The organism is Pseudomonas sp. 24 E 13, from assembly GCF_900004715.1.
GTDB classification, from domain to species: domain Bacteria; phylum Pseudomonadota; class Gammaproteobacteria; order Pseudomonadales; family Pseudomonadaceae; genus Aquipseudomonas; species Aquipseudomonas orientalis_A.
Map to the genome: position 1 here is coordinate 244,748 of NZ_CVTO01000099.1, position 23,581 is coordinate 268,328.

The 23,581-nt window shown below is 56.8% G+C and carries 25 protein-coding genes; 11 read left to right on the forward strand and 14 right to left on the reverse strand.

Features of this window, described 5'->3' with window-relative positions; all coding sequences use genetic code 11:
- The first annotated feature begins 65 nt into the window (after nt 1–65).
- On the forward strand, nt 66–950 hold the full coding sequence (locus tag BFP90_RS08475; protein WP_065895006.1) for a LysR family transcriptional regulator: 885 nt from the start codon (nt 66–68) through the stop codon (nt 948–950).
- On the opposite strand, the gene BFP90_RS08480 is transcribed toward BFP90_RS08475, so the two are convergent.
- From BFP90_RS08480 to BFP90_RS08490, 3 genes are all read right to left on the reverse strand, one after another.
- Nucleotides 947–1,465 (reverse strand): DUF1003 domain-containing protein, encoded by a 519-nt coding sequence (locus BFP90_RS08480; RefSeq protein WP_065895005.1) that lies wholly within the window; start codon nt 1,463–1,465, stop codon nt 947–949. The two genes, BFP90_RS08475 and BFP90_RS08480, sit on opposite strands and share 4 nt — an antisense overlap.
- Nucleotides 1,466–1,539: 74 nt before the next feature.
- A complete protein-coding gene (locus tag BFP90_RS08485; protein ID WP_065896453.1) occupies nt 1,540–2,859 on the reverse strand; it encodes a methyl-accepting chemotaxis protein in 1,320 nt (439 codons plus the stop codon).
- Between the two features lie 283 nt (nt 2,860–3,142).
- The gene (locus tag BFP90_RS08490; RefSeq protein ID WP_065896441.1) at nt 3,143–3,763 is read right to left on the reverse strand and encodes a TetR/AcrR family transcriptional regulator; all 621 of its coding nucleotides are present in this window, start codon (nt 3,761–3,763) and stop codon (nt 3,143–3,145) included.
- Nucleotides 3,764–3,884: 121 nt separating this feature from the next.
- Here BFP90_RS08490 and BFP90_RS08495 point away from each other — a divergent pair, with 121 nt between their 5' ends.
- The 4 genes from BFP90_RS08495 to BFP90_RS08510 all read left to right on the forward strand — a co-directional run bounded on the left by BFP90_RS08495 (nt 3,885) and on the right by BFP90_RS08510 (nt 8,134).
- Entirely contained in the window at nt 3,885–4,943 is a 1,059-nt protein-coding gene (locus BFP90_RS08495; protein WP_065896442.1) for an MBL fold metallo-hydrolase, read from the forward strand.
- A gap of 108 nt (nt 4,944–5,051) precedes the next feature.
- The gene (locus tag BFP90_RS08500) at nt 5,052–5,789 is read left to right on the forward strand and encodes a hypothetical protein (RefSeq protein ID WP_176718025.1); all 738 of its coding nucleotides are present in this window, start codon (nt 5,052–5,054) and stop codon (nt 5,787–5,789) included.
- Nucleotides 5,790–5,988: 199 nt separating this feature from the next.
- Nucleotides 5,989–7,440: an amidase family protein gene (locus BFP90_RS08505; protein ID WP_065895002.1), complete on the forward strand. Its 1,452-nt coding sequence runs from the start codon at nt 5,989–5,991 to the stop codon at nt 7,438–7,440.
- A 136-nt stretch (nt 7,441–7,576) separates the two neighbouring features.
- On the forward strand, nt 7,577–8,134 hold the full coding sequence (locus BFP90_RS08510) for an AAA family ATPase (RefSeq protein ID WP_065895001.1): 558 nt from the start codon (nt 7,577–7,579) through the stop codon (nt 8,132–8,134).
- On the opposite strand, the gene BFP90_RS27180 is transcribed toward BFP90_RS08510, so the two are convergent.
- The 7 genes from BFP90_RS27180 to argH form a co-directional block, all read right to left on the reverse strand.
- On the reverse strand, nt 8,064–8,444 hold the full coding sequence (locus tag BFP90_RS27180; protein ID WP_083203185.1) for a helix-turn-helix domain-containing protein: 381 nt from the start codon (nt 8,442–8,444) through the stop codon (nt 8,064–8,066). The genes BFP90_RS08510 and BFP90_RS27180 overlap by 71 nt on opposite strands.
- A 107-nt stretch (nt 8,445–8,551) precedes the next feature.
- Nucleotides 8,552–9,499, reverse strand: coding sequence for a hypothetical protein (locus BFP90_RS08520; RefSeq protein ID WP_065896443.1), 948 nt, complete (start codon nt 9,497–9,499; stop codon nt 8,552–8,554).
- Nucleotides 9,500–9,553: 54 nt separating this feature from the next.
- A complete protein-coding gene (locus tag BFP90_RS08525) occupies nt 9,554–10,723 on the reverse strand; it encodes an MFS transporter (protein ID WP_065896455.1) in 1,170 nt (389 codons plus the stop codon).
- Nucleotides 10,724–10,812: 89 nt separating this feature from the next.
- A complete protein-coding gene (locus BFP90_RS08530; protein ID WP_065894998.1) occupies nt 10,813–11,634 on the reverse strand; it encodes an ABC transporter substrate-binding protein in 822 nt (273 codons plus the stop codon).
- A gap of 25 nt (nt 11,635–11,659) precedes the next feature.
- Nucleotides 11,660–12,424: an amino acid ABC transporter ATP-binding protein gene (locus tag BFP90_RS08535; RefSeq protein WP_065887758.1), complete on the reverse strand. Its 765-nt coding sequence runs from the start codon at nt 12,422–12,424 to the stop codon at nt 11,660–11,662.
- A gap of 25 nt (nt 12,425–12,449) precedes the next feature.
- A complete protein-coding gene (locus BFP90_RS08540) occupies nt 12,450–13,328 on the reverse strand; it encodes an amino acid ABC transporter permease (protein ID WP_065896444.1) in 879 nt (292 codons plus the stop codon).
- 145 nt (nt 13,329–13,473) lie between these two features.
- Nucleotides 13,474–14,901, reverse strand: a complete 1,428-nt coding sequence (gene argH, locus BFP90_RS08545; protein WP_065896445.1) for an argininosuccinate lyase — start codon at nt 14,899–14,901, stop codon at nt 13,474–13,476.
- 193 nt (nt 14,902–15,094) lie between these two features.
- Between argH and BFP90_RS08550 the strand changes: the two genes are divergently transcribed.
- From BFP90_RS08550 to BFP90_RS08560, 3 genes are all read left to right on the forward strand, one after another.
- Nucleotides 15,095–16,054, forward strand: coding sequence for a LysR family transcriptional regulator (locus tag BFP90_RS08550; RefSeq protein ID WP_065896446.1), 960 nt, complete (start codon nt 15,095–15,097; stop codon nt 16,052–16,054).
- A gap of 253 nt (nt 16,055–16,307) precedes the next feature.
- Entirely contained in the window at nt 16,308–16,595 is a 288-nt protein-coding gene (locus BFP90_RS08555; RefSeq protein WP_065894994.1) for a type II toxin-antitoxin system Phd/YefM family antitoxin, read from the forward strand.
- A complete protein-coding gene (locus tag BFP90_RS08560; protein WP_370671689.1) occupies nt 16,585–16,872 on the forward strand; it encodes a type II toxin-antitoxin system RelE family toxin in 288 nt (95 codons plus the stop codon). Before BFP90_RS08555 ends, BFP90_RS08560 begins: the two co-directional genes overlap by 11 nt.
- Before the next feature lie 123 nt (nt 16,873–16,995).
- On the opposite strand, the gene BFP90_RS08565 is transcribed toward BFP90_RS08560, so the two are convergent.
- The 3 genes from BFP90_RS08565 to BFP90_RS08570 form a co-directional block, all read right to left on the reverse strand.
- A complete protein-coding gene (locus tag BFP90_RS08565) occupies nt 16,996–17,643 on the reverse strand; it encodes an HAD-IB family hydrolase (RefSeq protein ID WP_065887762.1) in 648 nt (215 codons plus the stop codon).
- A 72-nt stretch (nt 17,644–17,715) separates the two neighbouring features.
- A complete protein-coding gene (locus tag BFP90_RS27185; RefSeq protein ID WP_083203186.1) occupies nt 17,716–18,432 on the reverse strand; it encodes an HNH endonuclease in 717 nt (238 codons plus the stop codon).
- A 99-nt stretch (nt 18,433–18,531) separates the two neighbouring features.
- On the reverse strand, nt 18,532–19,062 hold the full coding sequence (locus tag BFP90_RS08570) for a BRO-N domain-containing protein (RefSeq protein ID WP_065896447.1): 531 nt from the start codon (nt 19,060–19,062) through the stop codon (nt 18,532–18,534).
- A 442-nt stretch (nt 19,063–19,504) separates the two neighbouring features.
- Here BFP90_RS08570 and BFP90_RS28195 point away from each other — a divergent pair, with 442 nt between their 5' ends.
- The 3 genes from BFP90_RS28195 (at nt 19,505) to BFP90_RS27195 (ending at nt 22,301) form a co-directional block, all read left to right on the forward strand.
- Entirely contained in the window at nt 19,505–20,341 is an 837-nt protein-coding gene (locus tag BFP90_RS28195; protein WP_141688940.1) for a sce7726 family protein, read from the forward strand.
- A 12-nt stretch (nt 20,342–20,353) separates the two neighbouring features.
- Nucleotides 20,354–21,268 carry a sce7725 family protein gene (locus BFP90_RS27190; RefSeq protein ID WP_141688941.1) on the forward strand — a complete coding sequence of 305 codons (915 nt, stop codon included), beginning with the start codon at nt 20,354–20,356 and terminating at the stop codon, nt 21,266–21,268.
- A 100-nt stretch (nt 21,269–21,368) separates the two neighbouring features.
- Nucleotides 21,369–22,301, forward strand: coding sequence for an RES family NAD+ phosphorylase (locus BFP90_RS27195; protein ID WP_176718026.1), 933 nt, complete (start codon nt 21,369–21,371; stop codon nt 22,299–22,301).
- A gap of 83 nt (nt 22,302–22,384) precedes the next feature.
- On the opposite strand, the gene BFP90_RS08575 is transcribed toward BFP90_RS27195, so the two are convergent.
- Nucleotides 22,385–23,548, reverse strand: a complete 1,164-nt coding sequence (locus BFP90_RS08575; protein WP_176718027.1) for a ribonucleotide-diphosphate reductase subunit beta — start codon at nt 23,546–23,548, stop codon at nt 22,385–22,387.
- Between the last annotated feature and the right edge of the window lie 33 nt (nt 23,549–23,581).

Here is a 23,581-nt window from a genome sequence, read left to right on the forward strand (position 1 = left end):
GCTTGTGGTGTCCTGGTGGGCACTATAGATTGGCGCTCACGCAATCGATATTGGCGTTTTCCCACATGGTCAATGCAGCCACGCACTATCAGCTCGACTATAACGACCTGTCGCTGGTCCTCGCTCTGGTGCGTGGCGGCACGCTGGCGCGGGCGGCGGGGTTGCTGCGCGTGGATGTGTCCACGGTGTTCCGCGCGGTACGGCGCCTGGAAGCAGCCCTGGGCCAACCGCTGTTTGAAAAAAGCCGCGCCGGCTATCTGCCCACCAGTTTGGCCAACCACTTGGCGCAACAGGCCGAGCGCGCAGAGCTTGCCCTGGAGGCTGCACGCATCGGTGTGGAGCAGGGCGGTGAAGTGATCAGCGGCACGGTGCGCCTGACCTGTTCCGACTCGGTGCTGCAAGGTTTGCTGCTACCCGCCCTGGCCAGCTTCATGGCGGACTATCCGGCGTTGATCCTGGAGCTGAGCACCTCCAACGATTTCGCCAACCTCAGCCGCCGCGATGCGGATATCGCGCTGCGCCTGACCAGGAACCCGCCGGAGCATCTTGTCGGACGTTGCCTGGGCACGGTGACGTATCAGGTGTGCGCCAGTGCCGACTATGCCCGTCGGCATGCAGGCCATGAACTGGCCGATCTGACCTGGATCGCGCCGGATGACTTTTTGCCCGACCACCCCACCGTGGCCTGGCGCCGCGAGCATCTGCCGGGCGTGCGTCCCGGTTATCGCTGCAACAGCATGCAGTCGGTGACGGAATTGGTACGCGCCGGGCTTGGGGTGGCGGCGTTGCCGGATTTCCTGATCGACGATGGCTTGCAACGGCTGGGCCCCGCTTTGGCAGGACATGACACGGCGCTGTGGCTGTTGACGCGCCCTGATTGCCGGGCGTTGCGTTCGGTGGTGACGCTGTTTGATGAGCTGGGGCGACACGTGCGCTGGCTGCGCCGTTAGGTTTTGCGCACAAAGTGCTCATGCATTTCACTGGTCAGGGTTTCGATACGCTCGGTCAGCTGTTTGGTCATTTGCGTCAACCGCGTGTTCTGCTCCAACAGTTCCAGCAGCTGTTGGGTGGTCTGTTCCGCCTGGGCCTGACGTGCGGTATTGGCGGTGGCCAGGGCTTCGCGGTGCTGCGCGTCGGCGTCGGACTGGGCTTTGTCGCGCGCCGCCTGGCGCGTCTGGGCCAGCAGGATCAGCGGCGCGGCATACGCCGATTGCAGACTGAAGGCCAGGTTGAGCAGGATGAAGGGGTAGACGTCGAAGTGGGTGATGCCGGTCGCGTTCAGCACCACCCACAGCACCACAATGGCGGTTTGCGCGCCAAGGAACGTTGGGGTGCCAAAGAAGCGCGCGAAGGCTTCGGCCTTGAGGGCAAAGGTATCGTTGCCAAAGGTCGGCGCCAGGTGAGCGTGGTGGCGATGGAAACGCAGGTGGTCGACAGGGATCGGGTCGGGTTTATCTGAGGTCATGGCAGGCTCGAGTCGAGGGCGTAAGGCTTACGCACTATAGACCGAGCCTCCCGGCCAGGCACATGAAGAAGCCGTCAGCGATTGCCCCGCTCATTGGCGAACGCGCTCACCGCCTGCACCGCCTCGCTGGTGCCTTCACGAATCTGCAGGATCACCGTACCGGCCTGGTTGGCCAGCTCCACGCCCTGGGCCGCACGGTCGCGGGTGGCGTCCATGCTGTCGATGGCCTGGCGGGTTTCGTCCTGGATCATGGCGATCATGCCGGAAATTTCCGTCGTGGAGCCGCTGGTACGCGCCGCCAATTGGCGGACTTCATCGGCGACCACGGCAAAGCCACGGCCTTGCTCGCCCGCGCGGGCGGCCTCGATGGCGGCGTTGAGGGCCAGCAGGTTGGTCTGGTCGGCGATCCCGCGAATGGTGTTGACGATGGTGGTGATCTGTTGCGAGCGCTCGCCCAGCTTGGCGATCAGTTGCGAGGAAGCGTCAATATCCACGGCGATTTCGCGCATGCCGGTGGCGGTTTTCTGAATCACGTCGGCGCCTTTTTCGGCCATGTCCTGGGTATTGAGCGACAGGTGATACGCCTGCGCAGCGCTTTGCGCGTCAGCGGCATGCTGTTGCACACGGGCGGTGACGTCCGACGCAAACTTCACCACCTTGCACAGACGCCCGCTGGCGTCGTACACCGGGTTGTAGTTGGCTTCGAGCCACAGCGTGTTGCCGTGTTTGTCCACGCGCTCGAACTGGCCGTTGAACAGTTCACCCTGGTTCAGACGTTTCCAGAATTCGCTGTAGGCGGCGCTGCCGGCCAGCTCTGGTGTGCAGAACAGGCGGTGATGCTTGCCCTGGATCTGCGCCAGGCTGTAGCCCATGCGCTGCAGGAAGTTCGCATTGGCGGTGATGATGGTGCCATCGAGGTTGAACTCGATCATCGCCATGGCGCGGTCGATGGCCTGCAGCTTGGCGTTGGCTTCACTTTCGGCCTGCAGGCGTGGGGTGACGTCCATCGCGTATTTCACCACTTTGATCACGCGGCCGGTTTCATCCTTTACCGGGTTGTAACTGGCTTCCAGCCACACCGATTGGCCATTGGCGCCCACTCGCTCAACGGTGCCCGACTCGAATTGGCCGTTGCGTAGATGCGTCCACAGCTGGTTGTACTCTGCGCTACGGGCGAACGCCGGTGTGCAGAACAGGCGGTGGGGTTGGCCCAGGATCTGTTCGGCGCGATAGCCCATGGTCTTGAGGAAATTGTCATTGGCGCGCAGCACCGTGCCCTGCGTGTCGAATTCGATGACCGCCATGGAGCGCTCGATCGCGTCCAGCAGGCTGGCTTGTTGGGCATTGGTGTGTTGCAAGGCGGTGATGGTTTTTTTGTAAGCATTGAATAGCATGGTCGGAAGCTCGAGCAGGCATGCGTATGAGGATTCCATGTAGATGCGCCTGACCCCGTAGGGCATCTGGGCCTCACGGTTGACTTGCTCATTGCCAGCTTCCTTGTGCTGACAGAGGGGTGGAACAACGGGTTCAGAGTGATCGGCCGGCCGAGAAGTTCGCCGCTTTGGGGGCGTATTTCATGACCATGCGACCAATGGCGGCATTATGCTATCTCGGCAGGCTGGCGGAATAAAATTCAGACGAAGCGTTGTAAGACGACTCAGGCCGGACGGCGCACCGTCAGCGGTGAGCATTGACCTCATAACCTGCCAGGAACAGATCGATTGCCGATTCGATCACATGGGTCTGGGACGCTGCATCGAGGGTAGGTTGGCCAAGGGTAATCTGCGGCCAGAATGCGAAGGCCTTGAGCAGGCTTTGTACCTGGTGAGCGGCGAACGCCGGGTCGTCGCCACTCAGCCGGCCGTCTTCCTGGGCGGCGCGTATCCACAGGGTAAAGCCTTCTTCACGGGCGCTCAGGCGGTTGACCATGTCCTGGGCACGTGCCGGCGAATGAATGGTGGCCGCAATGGCCACGCGCGCCAGGTCGAGGAAGTTGGTATCCGACATCATCTTCATTTTCGCTTCCAGCAACTGGCGCAATTGATCGCGCAAGGGTTGGTCGCGGCTGTATGCCACATCCAGTTGCGCGGCGCTGCTGGCCCACAATTTGTGCATGATTTCGGCAAACAGCTCTTCTTTACTGGGGAAGTGGTTGTACACCGTACGCTTGGAAACCCCGGCAGTGGCGGCGATCTTGTCCATGCTGGTGACCTCGAAGCCATTGGCGCGAAATTCGGCAATGGCCGCCGTCACGATAGCTTCGCGTTTACGGTCGGTGAGGCGTGGGGAGGCATTCATGGAGGGCGTTCGGCTCGAAGATGAAGTTACACTCGGTAGTTTACTTGTTCAGGATTTTGTTGCAATGTAGAAACTACACTGTGCAGTGTAATTCATCAGCAGACGTAGGAGTCACTGTGTAATGGGCACTCTTTCAACCCGTCTCGATCCCGCACCCACTGCGCGCAAGCCTGCCGAGCGGGAGCAGGGGCATTTTCATAACGATGCGCCGGTGCCGCACGGTGGCTTTGGCAAGACCTTGCGTATCTTTTGGAACATGTTGTTCAACAAACCGCGTACTACACGGCCTGTGGGCAATATCCCGGTACAGCGTCTTACCCGCGAACACCTGATGGCAGCCCCTGACCACAGTGTGTTCCGCCTGGGCCATTCAACCGTGTTGCTGAAAATGCGCGGTAAGTTCTGGATCACTGACCCGGTATTCGCCGAGCGCGCCTCGCCGTTCAGTTGGGCCGGCCCCAAGCGTTTCCACCAACCGCCTATCAGCCTTGAAGAGTTGCCGCCGTTGGAGGCGGTGATCCTGTCCCACAATCACTACGACCACCTTGACCGCGCGGCGGTCGTCCAACTGGCCGACAAGACGCGCTACTTCCTGGCGCCTTTGGGCGTGGGAGACACGCTGGTCAAATGGGGTGTGGATGCCGACAAAGTGCGGCAACTGGACTGGTGGCAGGGCACCGAGGTCGATGGCATTCGTTTTGTTGCCACGCCGGCGCAGCATTTTTCCGGACGTGGCCTGTTTGATGGCAACCAGACCCTGTGGTGTTCCTGGGTGATGATCGATGACGCGCGGCGGATTTTTTTCAGCGGCGACACGGGGTATTTCGACGGTTTCAAGCGGATCGGCGAGCAATACGGACCGTTTGACCTGACCCTCATGGAGACCGGGGCCTACAACGTCGACTGGCCTCACGTGCATATGCAGCCGGAGCAGACATTGCAGGCGCATATCGACCTCAAGGGCCGTTGGCTGCTACCGATTCACAACGGTACGTTCGACCTGGCGTTCCACGCCTGGCACGAGCCGTTCGACCGCATCATGGCGCTGGCCTGGGAACGCAATGTGTCGATCACTACCCCGGCCATGGGCCAGGCTTTCAGGCTCAGCCAGCCCGAGCGAGGGCATGCGTGGTGGCTGGAAGTAGAGCGTCATGATGCAAAAGAACACGCTGCGGGCTAATTGACGAGCGTGTGGAAAAAGGTATTTTCAGGGTGTTTCAACGCTGCGACAAACGTCGGAAGGGAGTGCGATGATCCCTCGGAAATTTAATTTCGGGGAGACGTTGTCATGAGCGACGATTGCAAGAAACTATGGCGATTGGGCATACCCTGCTTCTCGGCGGCGTCGCACGCCGTTGAGCAGGGGAGCGTTGATCCTGGCTCTGCCAGCACCACGGCGGCGCGTACCGATAACGCCAACCCCGGTGCTATCGTCTTCGGTGCCGCACGCGCTGAGGGCGCGGTGCTCATACCCGGCTACAACGCTTTGGCGCCCATGATCAAACCCCCGCGCGACCCGGCCTTATCACTGATCGCCATCAGTGGTGTCGACCCCACTGAGCCTGTGATGGTTGAAGTCCCCCTGGTGCAAAACAACAGTGCTTCGCGTGCATCCCTGGTACTGGAGGGGTGGCGTATCGGTTATGCCAGCCGCTATGTACGCGGTGGTCATATCGAACCTGCTGACCACAGTGCGACCCTGCAGCGAGCGTTCGTCATCCTGCGCCAAGCGGGCGTGCAGTTGGTGGCAGTGGACGCGCAGTGTACGAGCGACCCGCTTGAATCCGGCACGGCCATTGATGAGCTTGCGACCCGCCATCGTCTGGATGCCTTGATATCAGACGAGCAAAGCCAGGCGTTTCATGCCGCCTGCAGAAGCGGCTACCCCAGTGGTTGCCAGGCACTGGAAGACGGGGCCAGGCTCTGGTTTTATGGGGCTCGCTGGGCAAGTGAGCGGGTGAGGGTTGTGCTGCGAACTTATGCTCAGTTGATATCACCCCGCGTACCTACAGCGGCTATGGAATGATCATACCGGGCGGTAGGATTAGCCTGTACAGCGCTGCCGGAATGACCTCTTAGACTGCTGTCGGGTTATCGCAAGATAACCCTCATTCAGTCACTTACAGGGGTATTTCATGATCGGACCCGTTTCGGCAGGTGGGTGGGCGTCAGGCCTGTTGCAAGAACTTTCAAATCCGCCGCAGGGCTTCAAAGGCGCCTGTCAAATGGCAGGGGAGATGGCCAGCCAGGGCGGGGTCACCTCAGAGTCGCTGGTGAAGGACTCATTCAGACAAATCGCTAATATTGACCGTGGCCTGCAGGGCGGTAACGCGTTTGTAGAAACCAACCCGGATGCCCTCAACGACGCCAGGGCTCGCGATCTGGAACGTAAAAGAGGCCATGTGCGCGGGTATTTGCACGGCGTTCCCATTGCCCTCAAGGACGTGTTCGAAACCAGGGACCGTATGCAAACAAGCGGTGGTTCCAGGGCTTTGGTGGGAAAGGCGGCGACTAAAAATGCCAGGGTTGTGGACAACTTGCTGGGGGCGGGGGTGGTGGTTGTCGGTAAAACCAACATGAGCGAACTGGCCAACTTCCGCTCTGAACTGCCCGTGGATGGCTGGAGTTCGCGAGGCGGCCAAACGCTGAACCCACATCGCCTGGGCGGGGTGGTAGCAGGGTCGAGTTCAGGCTCCGCCGTGGCAGTTGCACAGGGGCATGTACCGCTGGCGTTGGGGGTGGAAACCAGCGGGTCGGTCATTACGCCAGCGGCTTATAACGGCGTGTTTGGCTTGAAAACCTCCGTAGGCTTGCTGAGCAACGAAGGTGTCATGACCAGTTCACGCATGGATACGATTGGCACATTCACCCGCAATGTCTGCGACGCGGCAGAAGCGCTAAACGCCATGGCCGAGACCCGTGTGTACACCGAAGGCCTGCGCTCCGATGCGTTGAAGGGCAAGCGCATCGGCTACACGCCGGTGCCTGAATTGTCCGAAGAGGATGCAAAGGACCCCGCGAAGCGCGCCGACAGCAAGCATTACGCAGAGGCGCTTGAGGTGCTGCGGTCTCAAGGTGCGATCCTGGTGCCCGTCGGCACCCTCGAGGAGGGCGTCGAAGAGCAAACCTACAGCGATTACAACGAAGCGTTGTTTTCAGACGTCAAGCATCACTTGGAAGAGTATCTCGCCGGACGCGAAGGCTTGCCGGTCAAATCGATTAGCGATCTGATTGCATTCAATCAGCGTACCCAGCAACCGGGTGAGCCTGATCACAAGCTGCTTGAGATTATCAATGGCCTGGAAACGACTCAGGACCAGCGCGATGAGCTGTGGGAGAGCGTCCTCCCTCTTTTTCAGAAAACCATCGATGATCCGATGAAAGAGCACAAGCTCGACGCCATGGTGTCGAATTTCCTCTCGAACAATTATTTTTTCACCGCAGCGGCAGGCTACCCCGGAATGTCCGTTCCGTCCGGCATGGATGACGAAGGTATGCCAACTGCACTTTACCTTTACGGGGCGGCTAACAGCGAGGCGACATTACTGTCGGCTGCCTACGTTTATGAGCAAGCCACACAGGCGATCAAAAAACCGGCATTCCTCCCCGGCACTCCGTTTACGCCGGCACCCGTAACGGTAGATAACGCCGCTGAGGTACCTGCAGGCAACGTCTGAATGTGATCCAACCTCTGCCCGATGGCATACGGCAGAGGTTGTTCCTGTGCGGCCAATCGACAAATAATGCATAGGGCTGCGCCACTGCTGGCCCGATGTCGGCGTGGCTTGAACTCAATGTCATGGAGAGAAAACCATGGCCTGTAGAATTCACATCCTTGGCGCTGCAGGCGCCGGTACGTCCACCTTGGGCAAGGCGTTGGCCGACTGCCTGAATGTGGCCTTTTTCGACTCGGACTTCTATTACTGGCAGCAAACCCCGGAGCCGTTCTCTGCTGCCCGACCCAAAGGTGAGCGCATCCGCCTGCTGCAGGAACACACCGCACGCCATGAAGGTTGGGTGTTATCCGGCTCGCTATGCGGATGGGGGGATACCATGATCCCGCTGTTCACCCACGTGGTCTTTCTGCGCCTGGACCCCGACGTCCGCCTGCATCGCCTGCGCGTGCGAGAACAGCAGCGCTACGGCGACCAGATACTCGAAGGCGGCAGCCGCCATGCAAACAGCGCGGCATTTCTTGACTGGGCCGCGCGTTACGACGACGGCAACCACAGCCTGCGCAGTTTGCGTCGGCATGAAAGCTGGTTGAAACCACTGAGTTGCCCGGTGATCCGGCTGGACTCTACACGCCATTCGGTTGAGGCGTTGTTGACTCAATTGATGCAGTGGGTGAGCCCAGCAACCGGGAGATAATGCCAGGTGTGGCAGGCTCGGCCGATACGACGTCGAACCGGCGTTTGCTCATTCCCCATCCGGGTGCAAACCCCGGGAAAAACACCAGCCCTTGGGCCTCCAGGCAAAACGCCAGGGCCAGTCGAGTTTCATCCTCGACATCGCCATGGCTCTCCAGTTGTTGAACGGCCTGCACCGCCACGCCAGCCTGGCGGGCCAGTTCTTCGCGGCTCCAGCCCAACATGACACGGGCCTGGGCGCTGTGTTTGGCGGTGAATTGATGAAGGACGATCTGCTGTTCTACGAAAGAGCTCATTGCCAGAGAGGACATGGGGATTTCTCCAGGTTCGACAGGGGAGGCACAACTATACTGTGTTTTTATACAGTTGTTCCTACCGCTCATCAACTCAGGGCAATGGCTGGCGTTCCAGCTTGCGCCTACTCCACGCCGGGCGCCTCGCGAATGATCAGGTGATCCAGGTTTTCAATATTGGCACTGAATACCCCGAACGTCTGCTCGGGGTTCTTCTTGCTCGGCACGTGCTTGAGCTGCGGCGTGACGCCATAGAAAAAGCAATACAGCGCTTGTTCGCTGGCTGCTGCGGCCTTGATCTGCTCCAGAAATGCCGTGCGCTTGCGATAGTGCTCGATGAGCTTTTTGCTCAAGTAGACGTTGACGGTGTAGGGCTTTTTGTCGAGCCATACCTTCTTTTCGAAGTCGATGCGAAAGCTGCTGGTGTAGTCCTTGATGGCCTTGATCCTGCCCCAGTAGATCAGGCCCTTGTTGTCCTGCAGGTATTCGATTTTTTTGAAGAACGCCCAGTACGTCGCCGTGTGCTCGCCGATTTTCAACGGCATTGATTTGAGCTTGTCCTTGTCATCGATATTTGACACGTAGCACTCCACCGGGTGGGCGAATACGCTGGTTTTGTCCGGGGTGGTGTCGTTGTGGCCGTGGGATGTGGCGACGCGATTTGAAGGGGTCTTCGTTGATTCTTGCAGGGCGACGTTCTCGGTGCCTGTCAGGTGGCTCTTACGTTCGTATTGGCGCCGTGTCAGCACAAACTCCGACGGGAAGTTTTCCTCGCGATCGTCATCGCTTTCTCCGGTCGCGTTCCGGTGCGCGCTGGCGTAGCGGCAACCTTCGATATGCCGGGTGCCGGTCTTGTTCTTGAAGTGCGGCGTGCGCTTGTAGTTGAGGTTCTTTGCGTTGAACGTACTCAGGGTATTGCCGGTATCGAACGCCGCGCGGCAGACATCGTTGGGGCACAGAAAGTGGTCTGTGTCGGAATCGAAATCGGCGGTTTCGTCGAAATTCAGGTCTCGTACGTCATAGATTGACAGCTTGTCATCGAGACTCAGGCTGTAGGCCGTATCGAATTTCATGGGGCTCGGGTCCGTGAGAGGTTTGGCTATTAATAGCGAGAACCTGCGCAAATATCAGCAAGAACTTGCAACCCGTCGCCCACTCAGGAAACACAGGGTTCCGCCGGCTGCGGTCAATGCCGCCAGGGCATAAAACATGCTGGCCGGCGTCGCATTGATCAGCAGGTACCCACACATCACCGGGCTCATCGCTCCGCCAAACGCCGCCAGGTTCTGCGCGCCGTAGTAGCTGCCCCGCAGTGCATCGGGGGCGATGGTGTCGATAAACAGAAATTCTGCGGGGTAGATAATCATCTCGCCCAAGGTGAATACGAACATCGCCAGGCACCAACTGACCAGGCTGTCGGCCAGGCTGAACCCCATCAACCCGAGAATAAACAGCAAGGTGCCCAGCGCAATCCAGTGGCGTAACTGCTCGCGTTTGAGAAAACGGCCAATCTGGTACTGCAGCAAAATCACCGTGATGGCGTTGCAGGCCAGCACGGCGGACAGAATCTTCAAGGCGGCTGCGGGCTTGTAGGCAACCAGTAGAAACTGCGACAGATACAGGGTGTAGCGCCCGTGGACAATGGTGCTCAACAAACTGCCGCTGGTGAAGAGGATCAGCGTGCGGTCGCTGCGCAAGGTCTGCAGGGTGCGCAGAAAGCTTTGCGGTTTATGACGGGTATCCCGTGCGGTCGGGGCAATGCCGACCATCAGGAACAGGCTGCCAAAAGCAATCGCGCTGGCGATCAGGAACGGCGCCCAGGGCAGTTGGCCGGCGATCACCACGCCGACCATGGGGCCGGTGGCATAGCCGACGTTGGTCAGGGTGTAGCGCAGGGAAAACACTTTGGCGCGCTCACCCACCGCGAGGTTTTCGCTGATGATCGCCTTGGAACCGATCAGGAACAGCGCCGACGCGGCTTCAGTGATCACCAGGGTCAGCGTGGTGAGGTAGAGGTTGCTGGCAAACGTCAGCAACAGAAAACCGATGGAGCTGGAGAGCATGGCCAGGATCAGCAGCTTGCGCTTTTCCAGGCGGTCGATGACGTAGCCGCCGTACAGACCGAGCAACGTGGCGATAAACACGGCAACGCCCATCAGCAGGCCGATGTCCTGCTGGTTGAGGCCCAGACGGGTACTCAGCCAGAGGGCCAGCAGTGGGCTGGTCATGGAACGGCTGACCACGATGGTCACCGAGCAGATCAACAGGCGGCGAATTACCAGGGAGTAGGTGGCCACGGTGGGGGAGAGCATCCTTGTTGTTGCTTAAGATCACACAGATCCAATGTGGGAGGGGGCTTGCCCTCCCACATTTTCAGACCTTGTATCTACTGGCCCGCATTGATGCTGATCTTCTCGACCGCACCTTGCTCCAGATCCCACTTCTTCAAAATCTTGCCGTAGGTCCCGTCATCGATCATGCCCTGCAATGCTTCACTGATCGCGGCGACCAACTCAGTATTGCTCTTCTCGATCCCAAGCCCGGTGAACTGCTTGGAAATCGCCAGCCCCACCGGCTTGTACTTGCCCTTGTCCAGCGACATCAGATAAGGAATCGTCTCGCTGCCCTGCATCGCCGCATCCAGGCGGTTCTGCTGCAACTGCGCGCGCGCATCGGCCGAGCCTTCGGTGCCGATCACCACGATCGCCGGCTTACCCGCCGCTTCGCAGTTTTCCTTGCTCCACGCGGCAATTTCCGACGGCCAGGTGGTACGGCGGCTGGTGCCGACTTTTTTACCGCACAGGTCAGTCAATTCCTTGATCTCTTCACGCTTGGCCAGGGTGTACAACTGCGGGCCACTGGTGAAGTAGTCGATAAAGGTCACCGATTTCTGACGCTCGGCGGTGTCGCTCATGCCCGACAGCACAATGTCGACGCGCTTGGTGGTCAGGCCGCTGAGCATCTGCTCGAAGCCGGTTTCCTGCCACTTGATCTTCACACCCAGACGTTCGGCCAGGGCGTTGCCCAGGTCGAAGTCAAAGCCGGTGAGCTTATTGGTGGCCGGGTCCTTGAAATCCATCGGCGGGTAGTTCGGCACGATGGCTGCGCTGATTTCACCCTTGTCCTTGATGGCTGCGGGCAAGGCCGCGAACACCGCGCTGGAAGCCATCAGGCCGGCGAGCAACGAAGGAATAAACATCTTTTTCATGGGGGCGTTCTCGTTAGTTTTTTAGTTAAGTGCGAACGGCAGAAATAAAGCTTTGGGTACGCGGGTTTTGTGGGCTTATTAGAATGTCTTCGGGGCTGCCGGCTTCCACAATCTGGCCGGCATCCATAAACACCATGCGGTTGGACACTTCGCGGGCAAAGCCCAACTCATGGGTGACCACGATCATGGTCATGCCGGTGGTGGCCAAATCGCGCATCACCGACAGCACTTCGCCTACCAGCTCCGGGTCGAGGGCTGACGTGGGTTCGTCAAACAGCATCAGCTTGGGGCGCATCGCCAACGCGCGGGCGATCGCCACACGCTGCTGCTGGCCGCCGGACAACTCCACCGGGTAGGCATTGCGCTTGTCCGCCAGGCCCACGCGGGCCAGCAACTCCAGCGCATCCTCGGTGGCCTCCTTGGGCGAGCGCTTGAGCACCTGGCACGGGCCTTCGATGATGTTTTGCAGCACGGTCATGTGCGGGAACAAATTGAAACGCTGGAACACCATGCCGGTGGCCAGGCGCTGCCGGGCGATCTGCACTTCGTTCATCTCGTGCAGCTTGTTGCCGACCACCCGGTAACCGACCAGTTCGCCGTCGACCCACAGACCGCCCTTGTCGATTTTTTCCAACTGGTTGACGCAACGCAGCAGGGTGCTTTTACCCGAGCCGGACGGGCCGATGATGCACATCACTTCGCCTTGCTCGACCTCGATATTGATGTCGCGCAGCGCGTGATACTGGTCGTAATACTTGTTCAGGTTGACGGCCTTGACGATGCTTCTCATGGGGGCAAATCTCCTCAACCCAGACTTACGAACGCTTGCCGGCGCCGCGGGCAAAACGACGCTCGAGGCGGCTTTGACCAAATGAAAGAACCGTCACCACCGCCAGGTACCAGATGCCGGCCACCATCAGCAGCTCCATGACCCGCGCGTTGGCGTAGTAGATGTTTTGCGCGTTGTGCAGCAGCTCCGAGTACTGGATCACGCTGGCCAGGCTGGTCATTTTCACCATGCTGATGAACTCGTTGCCTACCGGCGGAATGATCACGCGCATGGCCTGCGGCAGAATGATCCTGCGCAGCGCCTGCAGGCTGGGCATGCCGATCGACTTGGCCGCTTCGTACTGGCCGGTGTCCACCGACAACAGCCCGGCGCGCACCACCTCGGCGGTGTAGGCGCCCTGGTTGATGCTGAGGCCGAGCAGGGCGGCCACGAACGGCGTCATCAGGTCGACGGTGTCGAGGCTGAACAGGCCGGGAATGGCGATCACCGGGAAGATCAGCGCCAGGTTGAACCACAACAGCAGTTGCAGAATCAACGGCGTGCCGCGGAACAACCAGGTGTAAGTGATCGCCACGTAGCGCAGGATCGGGTTGGCCGACATGCGCATGATTGCCGTGATTACCCCGATGATCACGCCCAGCGCCATCGCCAGGATCGACATGATGATGGTATTGGCCAGGCCCCAAAGAATGGCTTCAGACGTCAGGAACTGCCCGATGTAGGACCATTCGATCTGACCATTGGCAAACGCGCGCAACAGCGCCGCCAATGCAATCACGATCAACGTGGCAAAAAACATTCGTCCATAATAACGCCGCGGTACGTGCTCGTACTGGGTGATATCGAACTGATTCTCGGACAACTTGCGCTCTATCTCCAAGCGCTCGGCCGGGGTTTGGTTCATGGTGATTCTCCAAAAATTTTGCTTGATGCTGATCGTTCCCACGCTCCGCGTGGGAATGCCGCCCCGGACGCTCCGCGTCCCGCGCATAATGTGGCGACGCGGAGCGTCACGGGATGCATTCCCACGCAGAGCATGGGAACGATCGTCAAATCCTGAATCCCTGATAACTCCCAGCCCATACCTGCTGCTCAGCCAACGCCACCTTCAACCGCCCAATCTGCTCCTTCACCCGCTCCGGCGCCGTTCCGCCCCACCCATTGCGCGCCGCAATCGCCGCCTCCAGGGTCAAGCAATCGCGCACCTCAGGTGTGAGTCGCGCATCCACCTGCGCCAGCATCGCCGGCGAGGCTTCCCACAACTCAATCTCATGCTTCTCACAGGCCTGCACCAACGCGCCGGTAATCTCATGCGCTTCTTTAAACGGCACGCCCCGGGTGGCCAGCCAATCCGCCACCTCAGTGGCCAGGGTAAAACCCATCGGCGCCTGCCGCCGCAGCTCGTCGACCTGCACCTTCATGGTCGCGACCATCCCGGCCATCGCCGGCAACACCAGCAGCAAGGTGTCCACGCTGTCCAACACGCTGTGCTTGTCTTCGCTCAAGTCACGGTTGTACGACAGCGGCAACGACTTGAGCGTCGACATCAACCCGGTCAGGTTGCCAATCAAACGCCCGGCCTTGCCCCGCGCCAGTTCGGCAATGTCCGGGTTCTTTTTCTGCGGCATGATCGAGCTACCGGTAGCGTAGGCGTCATCCAATACTACCCAGCGAAACTGGCGCGACGACCACAAGCAAAACTCCTCCGACAGCCGCGAAATATTCACCCCGAGCATGCCCGCCACAAACAGAAACTCCGCGACATGGTCGCGGCTGGCGACAGCGTCGATGGAGTTTTCGCACGGGCCGGTGTAACCCATTTCCTTGGCCGAATACTGCGGCTGGCGTGCAATCGCCGAACCCGCCATCGCCGCCGCGCCGAGGGGCGACAACGCCGTACGCGCGTCCCAATCCACCAGGCGCTGCACATCGCGCAGCATCGACTGCGCATGGGCCAGCAAGTGGTGGGCGAACACAATCGGCTGCGCCTGCTGCAGATGTGTGAAGCCGGGGCAGATGCTCTCAATATGCTGCTCGGCCTGCTCGACCAATGCCTGCTGCAACCCCAGCACCTCGGTGGCGATGGTGCGCGCATGGTCACGCAGGAACAGGCGCAGGTCGTTGGCCGTCTGGTCATTGCGCGAACGCCCGGCGCGCAGCTTGCCGCCCAGGGCGCCGAGGCGCTCGGTCAATACGCGTTCGATAAAGGTGTGAACGTCTTCGTCATCCAGGGTTGGATGCAGGCGGCCGGCGGCGAAGTCATCGCCGATACGGTCCAGGGCTTCCAGCGTGCGCAGGGTCTCCGACTCATCCAGCAACCCGGCGCGCTGCAACTCACGGGCATGGGCGCGGGAGCCGGCCAGATCGTAGGGCGTGAGGCGAAAATAGCGCTCGGGGCAGCGTGACAACGCGGCCAATGCCGCAGACGGACCGGTCTTGAAACGAGCGCCCCAAAGGCGGTCGGTGGGCTGGGACATGGGTATTCCTCACGCTTGTTCTTAGAAGAGTCGGAGGCAGTAACAAGAAAATTTCAACGCGTTGGAACCGGCGTCTGACGCGCCGTATTCAAGGTTGCCAAGGGCGGATGTTTATGTTCATTATCGCCGCCTGGCTATGTTCAAGGATTGGGTTCAAGCCTGTTGAATATGGCACTCGAGGTCAACGCGCATTATGGAAACCCCACTTTCCACTTCTGGAAACCTGCCCCCCAAACCCGGCACAAGACCACCACTGCAACTGAGCGGGCTGGACTTCAAGTTGCTGCGGGTATTCATGGCCGTGGTCGAGGCCGGCGGTTTCAGTGCCGCGCAAAACGAGCTGAATGTGGGCCTGGCGGCCATCAGCAAACAGATCTCCGACCTCGAGATTCGCATCGGCATGCGCCTGTGCACACGCGGCCGGGAAGGCTTCGGGCTGACCGAAGAAGGCAAGTTGGTGTATCAAGCGTCCATTGAGTTATTTACCTCAGTGGACAGTTTTCGCGACAAGCTTAGTTCAGCGCAAAACGAGCTGATTGGTGACCTTAGTGTGGGCGTTATTGATAACACCGTCTCCGACATTAACTCGCCGCTTATTGTCGCCTTGCGCACCTTGCACAGCGAATCGCCAAAGATCAGATTGCGCCTGCACGCCTCGCAATTGGATGAAGTTGAACGCGGCGTCGTGGAAGGGCGCCTGGTCGCCGGCATCGTCCCGGTGTACCAGCGTCGCGAAGAATTCGACTACTTCCCACTCTACGAAGAAAAGGCCCACGCCTTCTGCGCCGTAGGACATCCGCTGTTCACCGCAACCGACATCCCACCCGAGGTACTGCGCCAATACGAAGTGGTCAACCACCGCTACGCCATCCACCGCGACAAGCCCAACTTCGTCAACCACGACAGCCAGTCGGCCTCGGCCTCCCAAGTGGAAGCCGTCGCCATCCTGATCCTCACCGGCCGCTTCCTGGGCTTTCTGCCGGAACACTACACCGCGTCGTTGGTAAGGGAAGGGCGCCTGCGCGCCCTGTGCCCGGAGCGGGTCCACCTGAGTACCGCGTTCAACCTGATCCTGCGCCACAACGCGCCAAGAAGCCCGATGGTCAAAGCCTTCGCCACGGCGCTGGGTGTGGACCTGAAGACGCCGCTCTAAGCCCCGTCAAAGATCAAATGTGGGAGGGGTGGAGCTTCAGCGAGGCTGCGATGGGATCACCGCGTTCTAGCTGGCGAGCGCGCTATGTGTAGCGACATATTTTCTGCATTGGCGGCAAGCCTATTGTCTTCAACATCCCGTAGGAGGGTGTCTATGCATCACACAAATCACTTCAAGGAACCTCTCCGTCAGCCGCTTGTGGGTAATCGAAAAAAGACCAAAATAACGACCTGTTTTAAAAGGAGAGATCTCCATGCAACTTGTTTTGGCTGACGTGGCCGTCAGCGTATCCGAACTCAAAAAGAACCCTTCATCCGTCATGAACGGAGCCAACGGCTCGGCGGTGGCTGTCCTCAACCATAATCGCGTGATGGGTTATATGGTCCCGGCTAGCGTATACGAGGCGATGGTTGAGCGCCTTGATGAGCTGGAACTGGTGCAATTGGTCAAGGAGAGGCTGGACGCCAAGGAGGCACCGATTCGGGTGTCCCTTGATGAGCTGATTGCTGAGGCAGAAGCGGATATCGCCAATGGGCATTGAGTTTAGTATTGAGTGGGATCCGAAGGCGTTAAAGGAACTCAAGAAACTGCACGGTACAATTCGTCATCAGTTTTTGCGCAAACTTCAGGAGCGCCAAGATCACCCGCGGGTTCCAGCTGACGCGCTTTATGGAATGAAGGATTGCTACAAGATTAAATTACGTGGTGCCGGCTTTCGGCCGGTCTACCGTGTTGAAGACGATCGAATAGTCATCCTCGTATTAGCGGTGGGTAAGCGGGAACGTAGCGCTGTCTACGATTCGGCCAAGAGCCGATAAGCAACCGACGAGGTCTGTTTCACAGCCCCTCCGTACGCTACGTAACCCGGTGGTAGAGTTCACCCGGCTATTTCAGAAAGTTGAGGGGCCGGAAAGCTTTTCGCTGTTCGTCTAGACGGCGCATCACCGCTGCAACCGAGCCCGCCTTTTCTTCTTCGCATGAAAATGCCGAAAATGCGCATCCTGCGCCGCCGCCAGCAACTCCCGATCCCCACGCGTATCGCCCCAGGCCCTGAGCCGATACTCCCCCAGGTCCCCATACACCGCCTCAAGCCGCAGCACCTTGTTCTCACAGCGGCAATTGTTCCCCGTGAGCTTACCGGTCAGCACCCCGTCCACCACCTCAAGCTCAGTCCCGATCAAGCGGATCCCCAGCCGATCGGCAAATGGCTGCAACACCAACGCCGGCGACGCCGAACACAGCGTCACCACCGCGCCCGAGCCCAACTCCTGCTCCACCGACAACACCCCCGCCGGACGCATCAACCGCGCCCAATTGCGCTGGCAATACTCCTCGGCCTTCTGCTGCACCCACGCCTTCTCCACCCCGGTCATAAAGGTGCGAATCAACTGCGCCTTCAACTCATCCCGGCTGATCTGCCGCACCAAAAAACGCAGCCCCGGCACGGCCAGCTTCACCATCCGGCCATAAAACGCGCCAGTGCCAAAGGCAAACTTGAGGAAGGGCACGAAACTGTCGTGGTGGGTGAGGGTGCCGTCGAAGTCAAAGACGGAGAGTACTTTGGCGTCGATGGGGCCGGCTTCGAGCATGTCTGGGTTCACGGGTTGGCCTCGGTCCTATCTAGTATTTTTTGAATGTGCATCAGGTGTGACAGCAGGAGTCTACTCCCGTGCCAATCTTCCGACTTTGGCGTAAAGCCCCTCGGTGAAGGCATCCCGATCGCTCGACCGGTGACAACGCTGATGGCAATTGGGGCACAAGGCTACAGCATTGGAGATGCGATCCGAACCCTTCTGGGCGAGGTGCTTGACGTGATGTACTTCAAGAAATGGCTGGCCGTTGTCTAGCGTGAACGGTGCATGTAGGCCACAGCCTTCACAAACACCTGCTGCCTGCTGACGTACCCAAGCCCGCACTTCCGGATCGCGCACGTAGGATGTGCTGGCGGTACTGACTTGTTGCGGCGTAGTGATGCCTTCGGGCTTGGTCTTGATAGGTTTGCTTTGAAGCTTCGCTGCACGCCGCTCAAGTAACTCTTCGTCAAACGTTGGGGCGCTGTCTTGAGATTCAACGACGCCCCGTTGCGCAAGTATTCGGACGATACGAGAGACGATTCTAGAGCCGACATTATTTGCAGCTGTGTAACCAGCAATCGGTTTCTGATTCAGAGTCTCGAATACGGCGGAAATATTGCGCATGCGATAGTCGACTGACGCTGAAGACCTCGCGCTCAGCGCACCGGAACGTAAAAGCTCGTGTTCGACTGATTTTTTATAAGGCTGGCCAGCATCCTCCAGCTTCAACATCTTGAGATAAGCATCGACGGAAGCTTCAAGCTCCTCGTCGCTCCATCCGGTATTACCTTTTTGCGTATCCATACAGCCGCCGAGGGTAGAAAACCCTCGGACGATACTGAGTAGCCATTACTGCGTCTACGAAATTTCCTACGGATTGGTCGGAGTTGACTGTCGTGTTCGTCAGCAAATTCGCTGCTTAATTCGGAAAGGCTGCATGAGCTTGCGCCACCACGGAGTTTTTGAGAACTGTAGCCGATGGGTCCGGTTGACCAACAGGTAAGGCATATCCCGCAGCCTAATCCAGCCTTCGTCCTGCCAATGCAGCAAGTTCAAAGACATCTCCGGCCAATCCAGCATGCTCAGCAACGGTCTCTCTACCGTTCGTGGCTGACGCTCATCTCGCAATGTTGGAACCACTTCGTGAGTGAGCCAGGTGCGTAACAGGCGATTCCCCGGTGTGTAGTGATAGACCAGCAGCGCGTAGGCACCGGATTCGCTGATCATCAGCATTTCTTCGGGCTGACCGTGGAACAGCAGCGTTACCGTTCTTCGCTGGTCTTCATCGAGCTTTCGAGTCGTTCGCTCATCCAGATACCAGCCCATCAAGCGTCCAAGATCGCGAGCGCAAAACCACGGTTGGTTTTCTAGAAGGAGGGCGTGCAGGAAAAGGCTTTGACGGGTGAAGACGGTGGGAGCGAGGGGATCATGCATGACGCACCTCCGTGACTGGACGTGCTTGAAGGGCAGTTCTGACGCAGTAGATAGCCTTCGCAAGGAAGGTGAAAATTTTAGGCATTTCCATTACCTCTGTGTGATGTCAGCTTTCTTAGGGCTAGGTGCCGGGAGTTAAGAAACCCCACACAGAGGGCCGGACATATTCCCCTTTCGGGTCTTGTATTAGCCCACTCCCGGCATAACAGAGATTTTCGATACCCACGGGGATACCGTAGGCACAAAAAAGCCGCTACTGTCGGGTGCGGTCAGTCCGCTGTGTGAGGTGTTTCTTAGGCACCAGAGAGTGAGGTTATGACCTGGGCAGACCCTGGTCAAGACCGATCTCTATTGATTTTGTGTTTCTGAGGCGCGCCTAGAATCAGTCTCTCTGCTAGCATGGCTTCCTGAGCGTGGGCGCTAGAAGGCAGTTGAAACACAAATGAGAAACTATCGAGAACTGAGTAAAATCTTCTCCACGAATTGCGTTGAGGAGCTCGCTCGCGGGAATATCGGGCGTGTTGCTGATGTTGCACAGGTTTATGTTGAGTGTCTGCCAAGATTTTTTACACCTGCTGATGTTTATGAGGTTTGTTATAAAGATCTAAGTAAGAATTATAGATTTGAATATTTTTTCAAAAATGTAGTTGCTAATAAAATTCTTCTCGGAAGGCACAAGTTATCAACTGCTACACTGGTGCCTGAGTTTAGGGTTGAGAATAACAAGGCAGATTGTGTAGTGTTAAATGGCAATAGTACCTGCTATGAAATAAAGACTGATCTTGATAATTTCTCCAGGCTGAACGATCAGTTGAATGCCTATGAAAAAATATTTGATAAGACCTATGTAGTTGTCGCTGAAGGGCACAGGGATTACGCGTTAAAAAATATTTTTGAAGACGTCGGTGTTATTGTGCTGACATCCAAAAATAGACTTTCAGAGGTCCGACCCGCCAAGGTCGTTACCGGAGCTATTAATGCGAAAGTCTTAATACGGTCCCTGCGTAAGGAAGAGTATTTTTCTATAGCTCTACAGATGGAGGACGCCCCAGTAGGGCTGACTAATACTGAGGTTTTCAGTTGGTGTGAATCTGTTTTTCTCCGCGCAGATGCGGATTTGTTGCGCTCGGAGTTTTGTAAAACTCTAAAGATATCTAGAGGTTTGAATAAAAAGTTTTCGCTTTCTTTGCCTCGCTCTCTATTAATGGCAAGTGTAAGTGTGAACCTCTCTGATGCTAATAAAAATAATCTTGCGAGGGTTGTTAACTCTCCGATTTAAAAAGGAAGTTAAATGTATTTTCCAATATTGAAAGGTAAACAGAATGAGCTGATAGCTTTGCGGGAGCTATCATCTGTTATTGATGCTGGCTTATTTAAGCCAGTAATTGAACCCGTCAGAGAAAATATCTCTCCGTTAAAAAGAACTATTCAGCAGCTATCTGGTAATCGTATTGTTCCTCTTGTTGTAGTAAATCCTTCTCTCGGAGATTACCGTGGTGGGGTAGATGTTATAAGCTCCATGCTGGGTGAGGAGGAAGGGCTCTACCTACCATGTGTTAAAATCAAGAGTCCTCAGGATAGTGTAGCTATTGAGTTGTTTCAGAGTTTTGCAGGCCAGGCTGCGGTATTTGTTGAAAGTAGTTTGGATAAAGCATTGATTGAGGTGGTAAATCAATCTGTATACACGTTGGTTAACCCAGCAAGAGTAAGTTCCACGGCTTTCTCTCTTTTGAAAAATAAGGTGGTTTATGGGGATTTTTTCAAGAAAGAAATGAAAAATTCTGATTACACCGAGGATTCATTGTTCTCCTCTCTACATACCGAATTCAGATCGCTGGAAAATGCTTTAGGCTTTGGTGATTTCACTATTCTCAGTGAGGATTACTCCGAGTCTGGTGGGCCTGCATATGTTGTTGCTGTACATCTCTCTTATATAAATAGAGATGAGTATGATGCTATGCATGTTAGACATTTTGCGTCCTATGATGATCGGACACCCACGAACCCCGGTGGGAAATTTATGGATGCTCTAAATAAGCTGGTTAATTATGTTGGGAGTAATCCTGGTAAGTTCACTAGAACGCAAGGGTTAGATGAGTTTTTCGTCTTGCATTCTTCTAGGCACTATCCTGGACTTGGGCATGTCAAAAAGATTTCGATAAAGCATCACATTGAAACCACATGCGCCTATATTCAGGAGCATTGAAATGGCTAGATGCTGTATTCATTGCTTTACGGATTCAGTGTTAATCGAGGCTGCTTCAAAAGGAGCTGTCGGAAATTGTTCGCATTGTGGTGCCATAAGAGTGCCGACAATTAGCTCTGATACGTTATTCTCCGCTGTTGAGCTTATTCTTTATAGTCTTGAAGAGTCGGCAGACGGTGAAGAATTGGTTGAGTTACTGCAGAGGCAGTTTGGAATCCTCAGCCTCACTGTCGTCAGAGATGCCAGGAGATTGGCGCGAGAGATGTTTGGAGAGGAGATAGCATCTGTCAAGTATGTTTTTAGGTTTGACGTATCTCTGTATTCTAGTCAATGGGCTGGGTTTAAGGAGGAGCTAAAACATAGGAATAGATTTTTTCCAAGAGGTTCGTTGATTTCTCAAGTATTAAATCCTAATGCCGACAATTCAAGCTTTGAAGTTTTTTTAGCCCTGTTAGAACAGTTGAAGTCTCCTTTGGAACGTGGTGAACAGCTGTTTAGGGCCCGAATTTCTGAAGTTCCCTTGACTGCGGCCCAAATGGGAACACCCCCACCGATGGTTGTTTCTGGAGGGCGTGCGAATCCAGTTGGAATACCATATTTGTATCTCGCGGAAAATGAGGAGACCTGTGTTGCTGAGGTGCGTCCAAATAATGCAAGTGTGATTTATGTATCGAGATTTGTAGCGCTAAAGGATCTAAATTTGTTGAGTTTGACTAATCCTCGATGTGATTCGTCTGTCTTAAAGTTTGAAGAGCAACAGCTTCAAGATGTTCTGTGCTTTCTTGATCTGTTAGAGCGATTTTCTTTTGAGTTGTCTAAACCGATACTGCCGGATAAGTCGCATATAGAGTATATTCCGACTCAATATTTGTGCGAGTTTGTTAAGTCGGTCGCTAATTATGATGGTATTGTTTTTAATAGCTCTTTTGGGCGAGGAAAAAATTACGTTGTTTTTGATAGTGTGTCTTTTGCGGCGGCAGAGCCGTATTGCGGTCAGGTCGTAAGTACTCGGCACGAGTTTTTATTGAGTTAGCGTTTTTATAGTTTATATATTCTACTCAAAAAAGCCCCGAAATTTCGGGGCTTTTGAGTTCTATAGTATATTTGACTTGGCGATCAATCCCAGCTCAACGCCCCACCCGTCTGATACTCAATCACCCGAGTCTCAAAGAAATTCTTCTCTTTCTTCAAATCCATAATCTCGCTCATCCACGGAAACGGATTCGTCGTCCCTGGATACTCTTCTTTAAGACCAATCTGCGACAACCGACGGTTAGCGATGAACTTGAGGTAGTCCTCCATCATCGCCGCATTCATCCCCAGCACCCCACGCGGCATGGTATCCCGCGCATATTCAATCTCCAGCTGCGTCCCCTGCAGGATCATCTGGGTCGCTTCTTCCTTCATCTCGGCATCCCACAAGTGCGGGTTTTCGATTTTGATCTGGTTGATCACATCGATCCCGAAGTTCAGGTGCATCGACTCATCGCGCAGGATGTACTGGAACTGTTCGGCCACGCCGGTCATTTTGTTGCGGCGGCCCATGGACAGGATCTGGGTGAAGCCGCAATAGAAGAAGATGCCTTCCAGCACGCAGTAGTAGGCGACCAGGTTGCGCAGCAGCTCTTTGTCGGTGTCGACGGTGCCGGTTTCGAACTTCGGATCGGAGATCGAGCGGGTGTACTTCAGGCCCCAGGCGGCTTTTTTAGCGACCGATGGGATCTCGTGGTACATGTTGAAGATCTCGCCTTCATCCATGGCCAACGATTCGATGCAGTACTGGTAGGCGTGGGTGTGGATCGCTTCTTCGAAGGCCTGGCGCAGGATGTACTGGCGGCATTCGGGGTTGGTGATCAGGCGGTACACGGCCAGCACCAGGTTGTTGGCGACCAGGGAGTCGGCGGTGGAGAAGAAGCCGAGGTTGCGCATGACGATGCGACGTTCGTCGTCGGTCAGGCCTTCGGGGTTTTTCCACAGGGCGATGTCGGCGGTCATGTTGACCTCTTGCGGCATCCAGTGGTTGGCGCAGCCGTCGAGGTATTTCTGCCAGGCCCAGTCGTACTTGAAGGGCACAAGTTGGTTGAGGTCGGCGCGGCAGTTGATCATGCGCTTTTCGTCGACGGCGACGCGGGCGGAGGCGCCTTCGAGTTCGGCGAGGCCTTCGGCGACGTCGAGTTTGTCCAGTTCGGCCTTGGCGCGTGCGATGGCGGCCGAATCACTCGCGGTGACGGCGCGGGCTTCGATGGCGGCGGCGGCGCCGGCTCCGTCGAGGCGGTCCATGTTGGCTTCGGTGGCGTGGCCGGCGTTGGCGCC

Excerpts from the sequence above, each read along its gene's own strand:
- BFP90_RS08570 (WP_065896447.1), bottom strand. The coding sequence starts at position 19,062 with ATGCATGATCCCCTCGCTCCCACCGTCTTCACCCGTCAAAGCCTTTTC.
- BFP90_RS08510 (WP_065895001.1), top strand. The coding sequence starts at position 7,577 with ATGGCCTGTAGAATTCACATCCTTGGCGCTGCAGGCGCCGGTACGTCC.
- BFP90_RS08540 (WP_065896444.1), bottom strand. The coding sequence starts at position 13,328 with ATGAACCAAACCCCGGCCGAGCGCTTGGAGATAGAGCGCAAGTTGTCC.
- BFP90_RS08475 (WP_065895006.1), top strand. The coding sequence starts at position 66 with ATGGTCAATGCAGCCACGCACTATCAGCTCGACTATAACGACCTGTCG.
- BFP90_RS08485 (WP_065896453.1), bottom strand. The coding sequence starts at position 2,859 with ATGCTATTCAATGCTTACAAAAAAACCATCACCGCCTTGCAACACACC.
- BFP90_RS08530 (WP_065894998.1), bottom strand. The coding sequence starts at position 11,634 with ATGAAAAAGATGTTTATTCCTTCGTTGCTCGCCGGCCTGATGGCTTCC.
- BFP90_RS08500 (WP_176718025.1), top strand. The coding sequence starts at position 5,052 with ATGAGCGACGATTGCAAGAAACTATGGCGATTGGGCATACCCTGCTTC.
- BFP90_RS08565 (WP_065887762.1), bottom strand. The coding sequence starts at position 17,643 with ATGCTCGAAGCCGGCCCCATCGACGCCAAAGTACTCTCCGTCTTTGAC.
- BFP90_RS28195 (WP_141688940.1), top strand. The coding sequence starts at position 19,505 with ATGAGAAACTATCGAGAACTGAGTAAAATCTTCTCCACGAATTGCGTT.
- BFP90_RS08555 (WP_065894994.1), top strand. The coding sequence starts at position 16,308 with ATGCAACTTGTTTTGGCTGACGTGGCCGTCAGCGTATCCGAACTCAAA.
- BFP90_RS08480 (WP_065895005.1), bottom strand. The coding sequence starts at position 1,465 with ATGACCTCAGATAAACCCGACCCGATCCCTGTCGACCACCTGCGTTTC.
- BFP90_RS08490 (WP_065896441.1), bottom strand. The coding sequence starts at position 3,763 with ATGAATGCCTCCCCACGCCTCACCGACCGTAAACGCGAAGCTATCGTG.
- BFP90_RS08495 (WP_065896442.1), top strand. The coding sequence starts at position 3,885 with ATGGGCACTCTTTCAACCCGTCTCGATCCCGCACCCACTGCGCGCAAG.
- BFP90_RS27190 (WP_141688941.1), top strand. The coding sequence starts at position 20,354 with ATGTATTTTCCAATATTGAAAGGTAAACAGAATGAGCTGATAGCTTTG.
- BFP90_RS08520 (WP_065896443.1), bottom strand. The coding sequence starts at position 9,499 with ATGAAATTCGATACGGCCTACAGCCTGAGTCTCGATGACAAGCTGTCA.
- BFP90_RS08550 (WP_065896446.1), top strand. The coding sequence starts at position 15,095 with ATGGAAACCCCACTTTCCACTTCTGGAAACCTGCCCCCCAAACCCGGC.
- BFP90_RS08505 (WP_065895002.1), top strand. The coding sequence starts at position 5,989 with ATGGCAGGGGAGATGGCCAGCCAGGGCGGGGTCACCTCAGAGTCGCTG.
- BFP90_RS08560 (WP_370671689.1), top strand. The coding sequence starts at position 16,585 with ATGGGCATTGAGTTTAGTATTGAGTGGGATCCGAAGGCGTTAAAGGAA.
- argH (WP_065896445.1), bottom strand. The coding sequence starts at position 14,901 with ATGTCCCAGCCCACCGACCGCCTTTGGGGCGCTCGTTTCAAGACCGGT.
- BFP90_RS27185 (WP_083203186.1), bottom strand. The coding sequence starts at position 18,432 with ATGGATACGCAAAAAGGTAATACCGGATGGAGCGACGAGGAGCTTGAA.
- BFP90_RS08575 (WP_176718027.1), bottom strand. The coding sequence starts at position 23,548 with ATGGACCGCCTCGACGGAGCCGGCGCCGCCGCCGCCATCGAAGCCCGC.
- BFP90_RS27180 (WP_083203185.1), bottom strand. The coding sequence starts at position 8,444 with ATGTCCTCTCTGGCAATGAGCTCTTTCGTAGAACAGCAGATCGTCCTT.
- BFP90_RS08535 (WP_065887758.1), bottom strand. The coding sequence starts at position 12,424 with ATGAGAAGCATCGTCAAGGCCGTCAACCTGAACAAGTATTACGACCAG.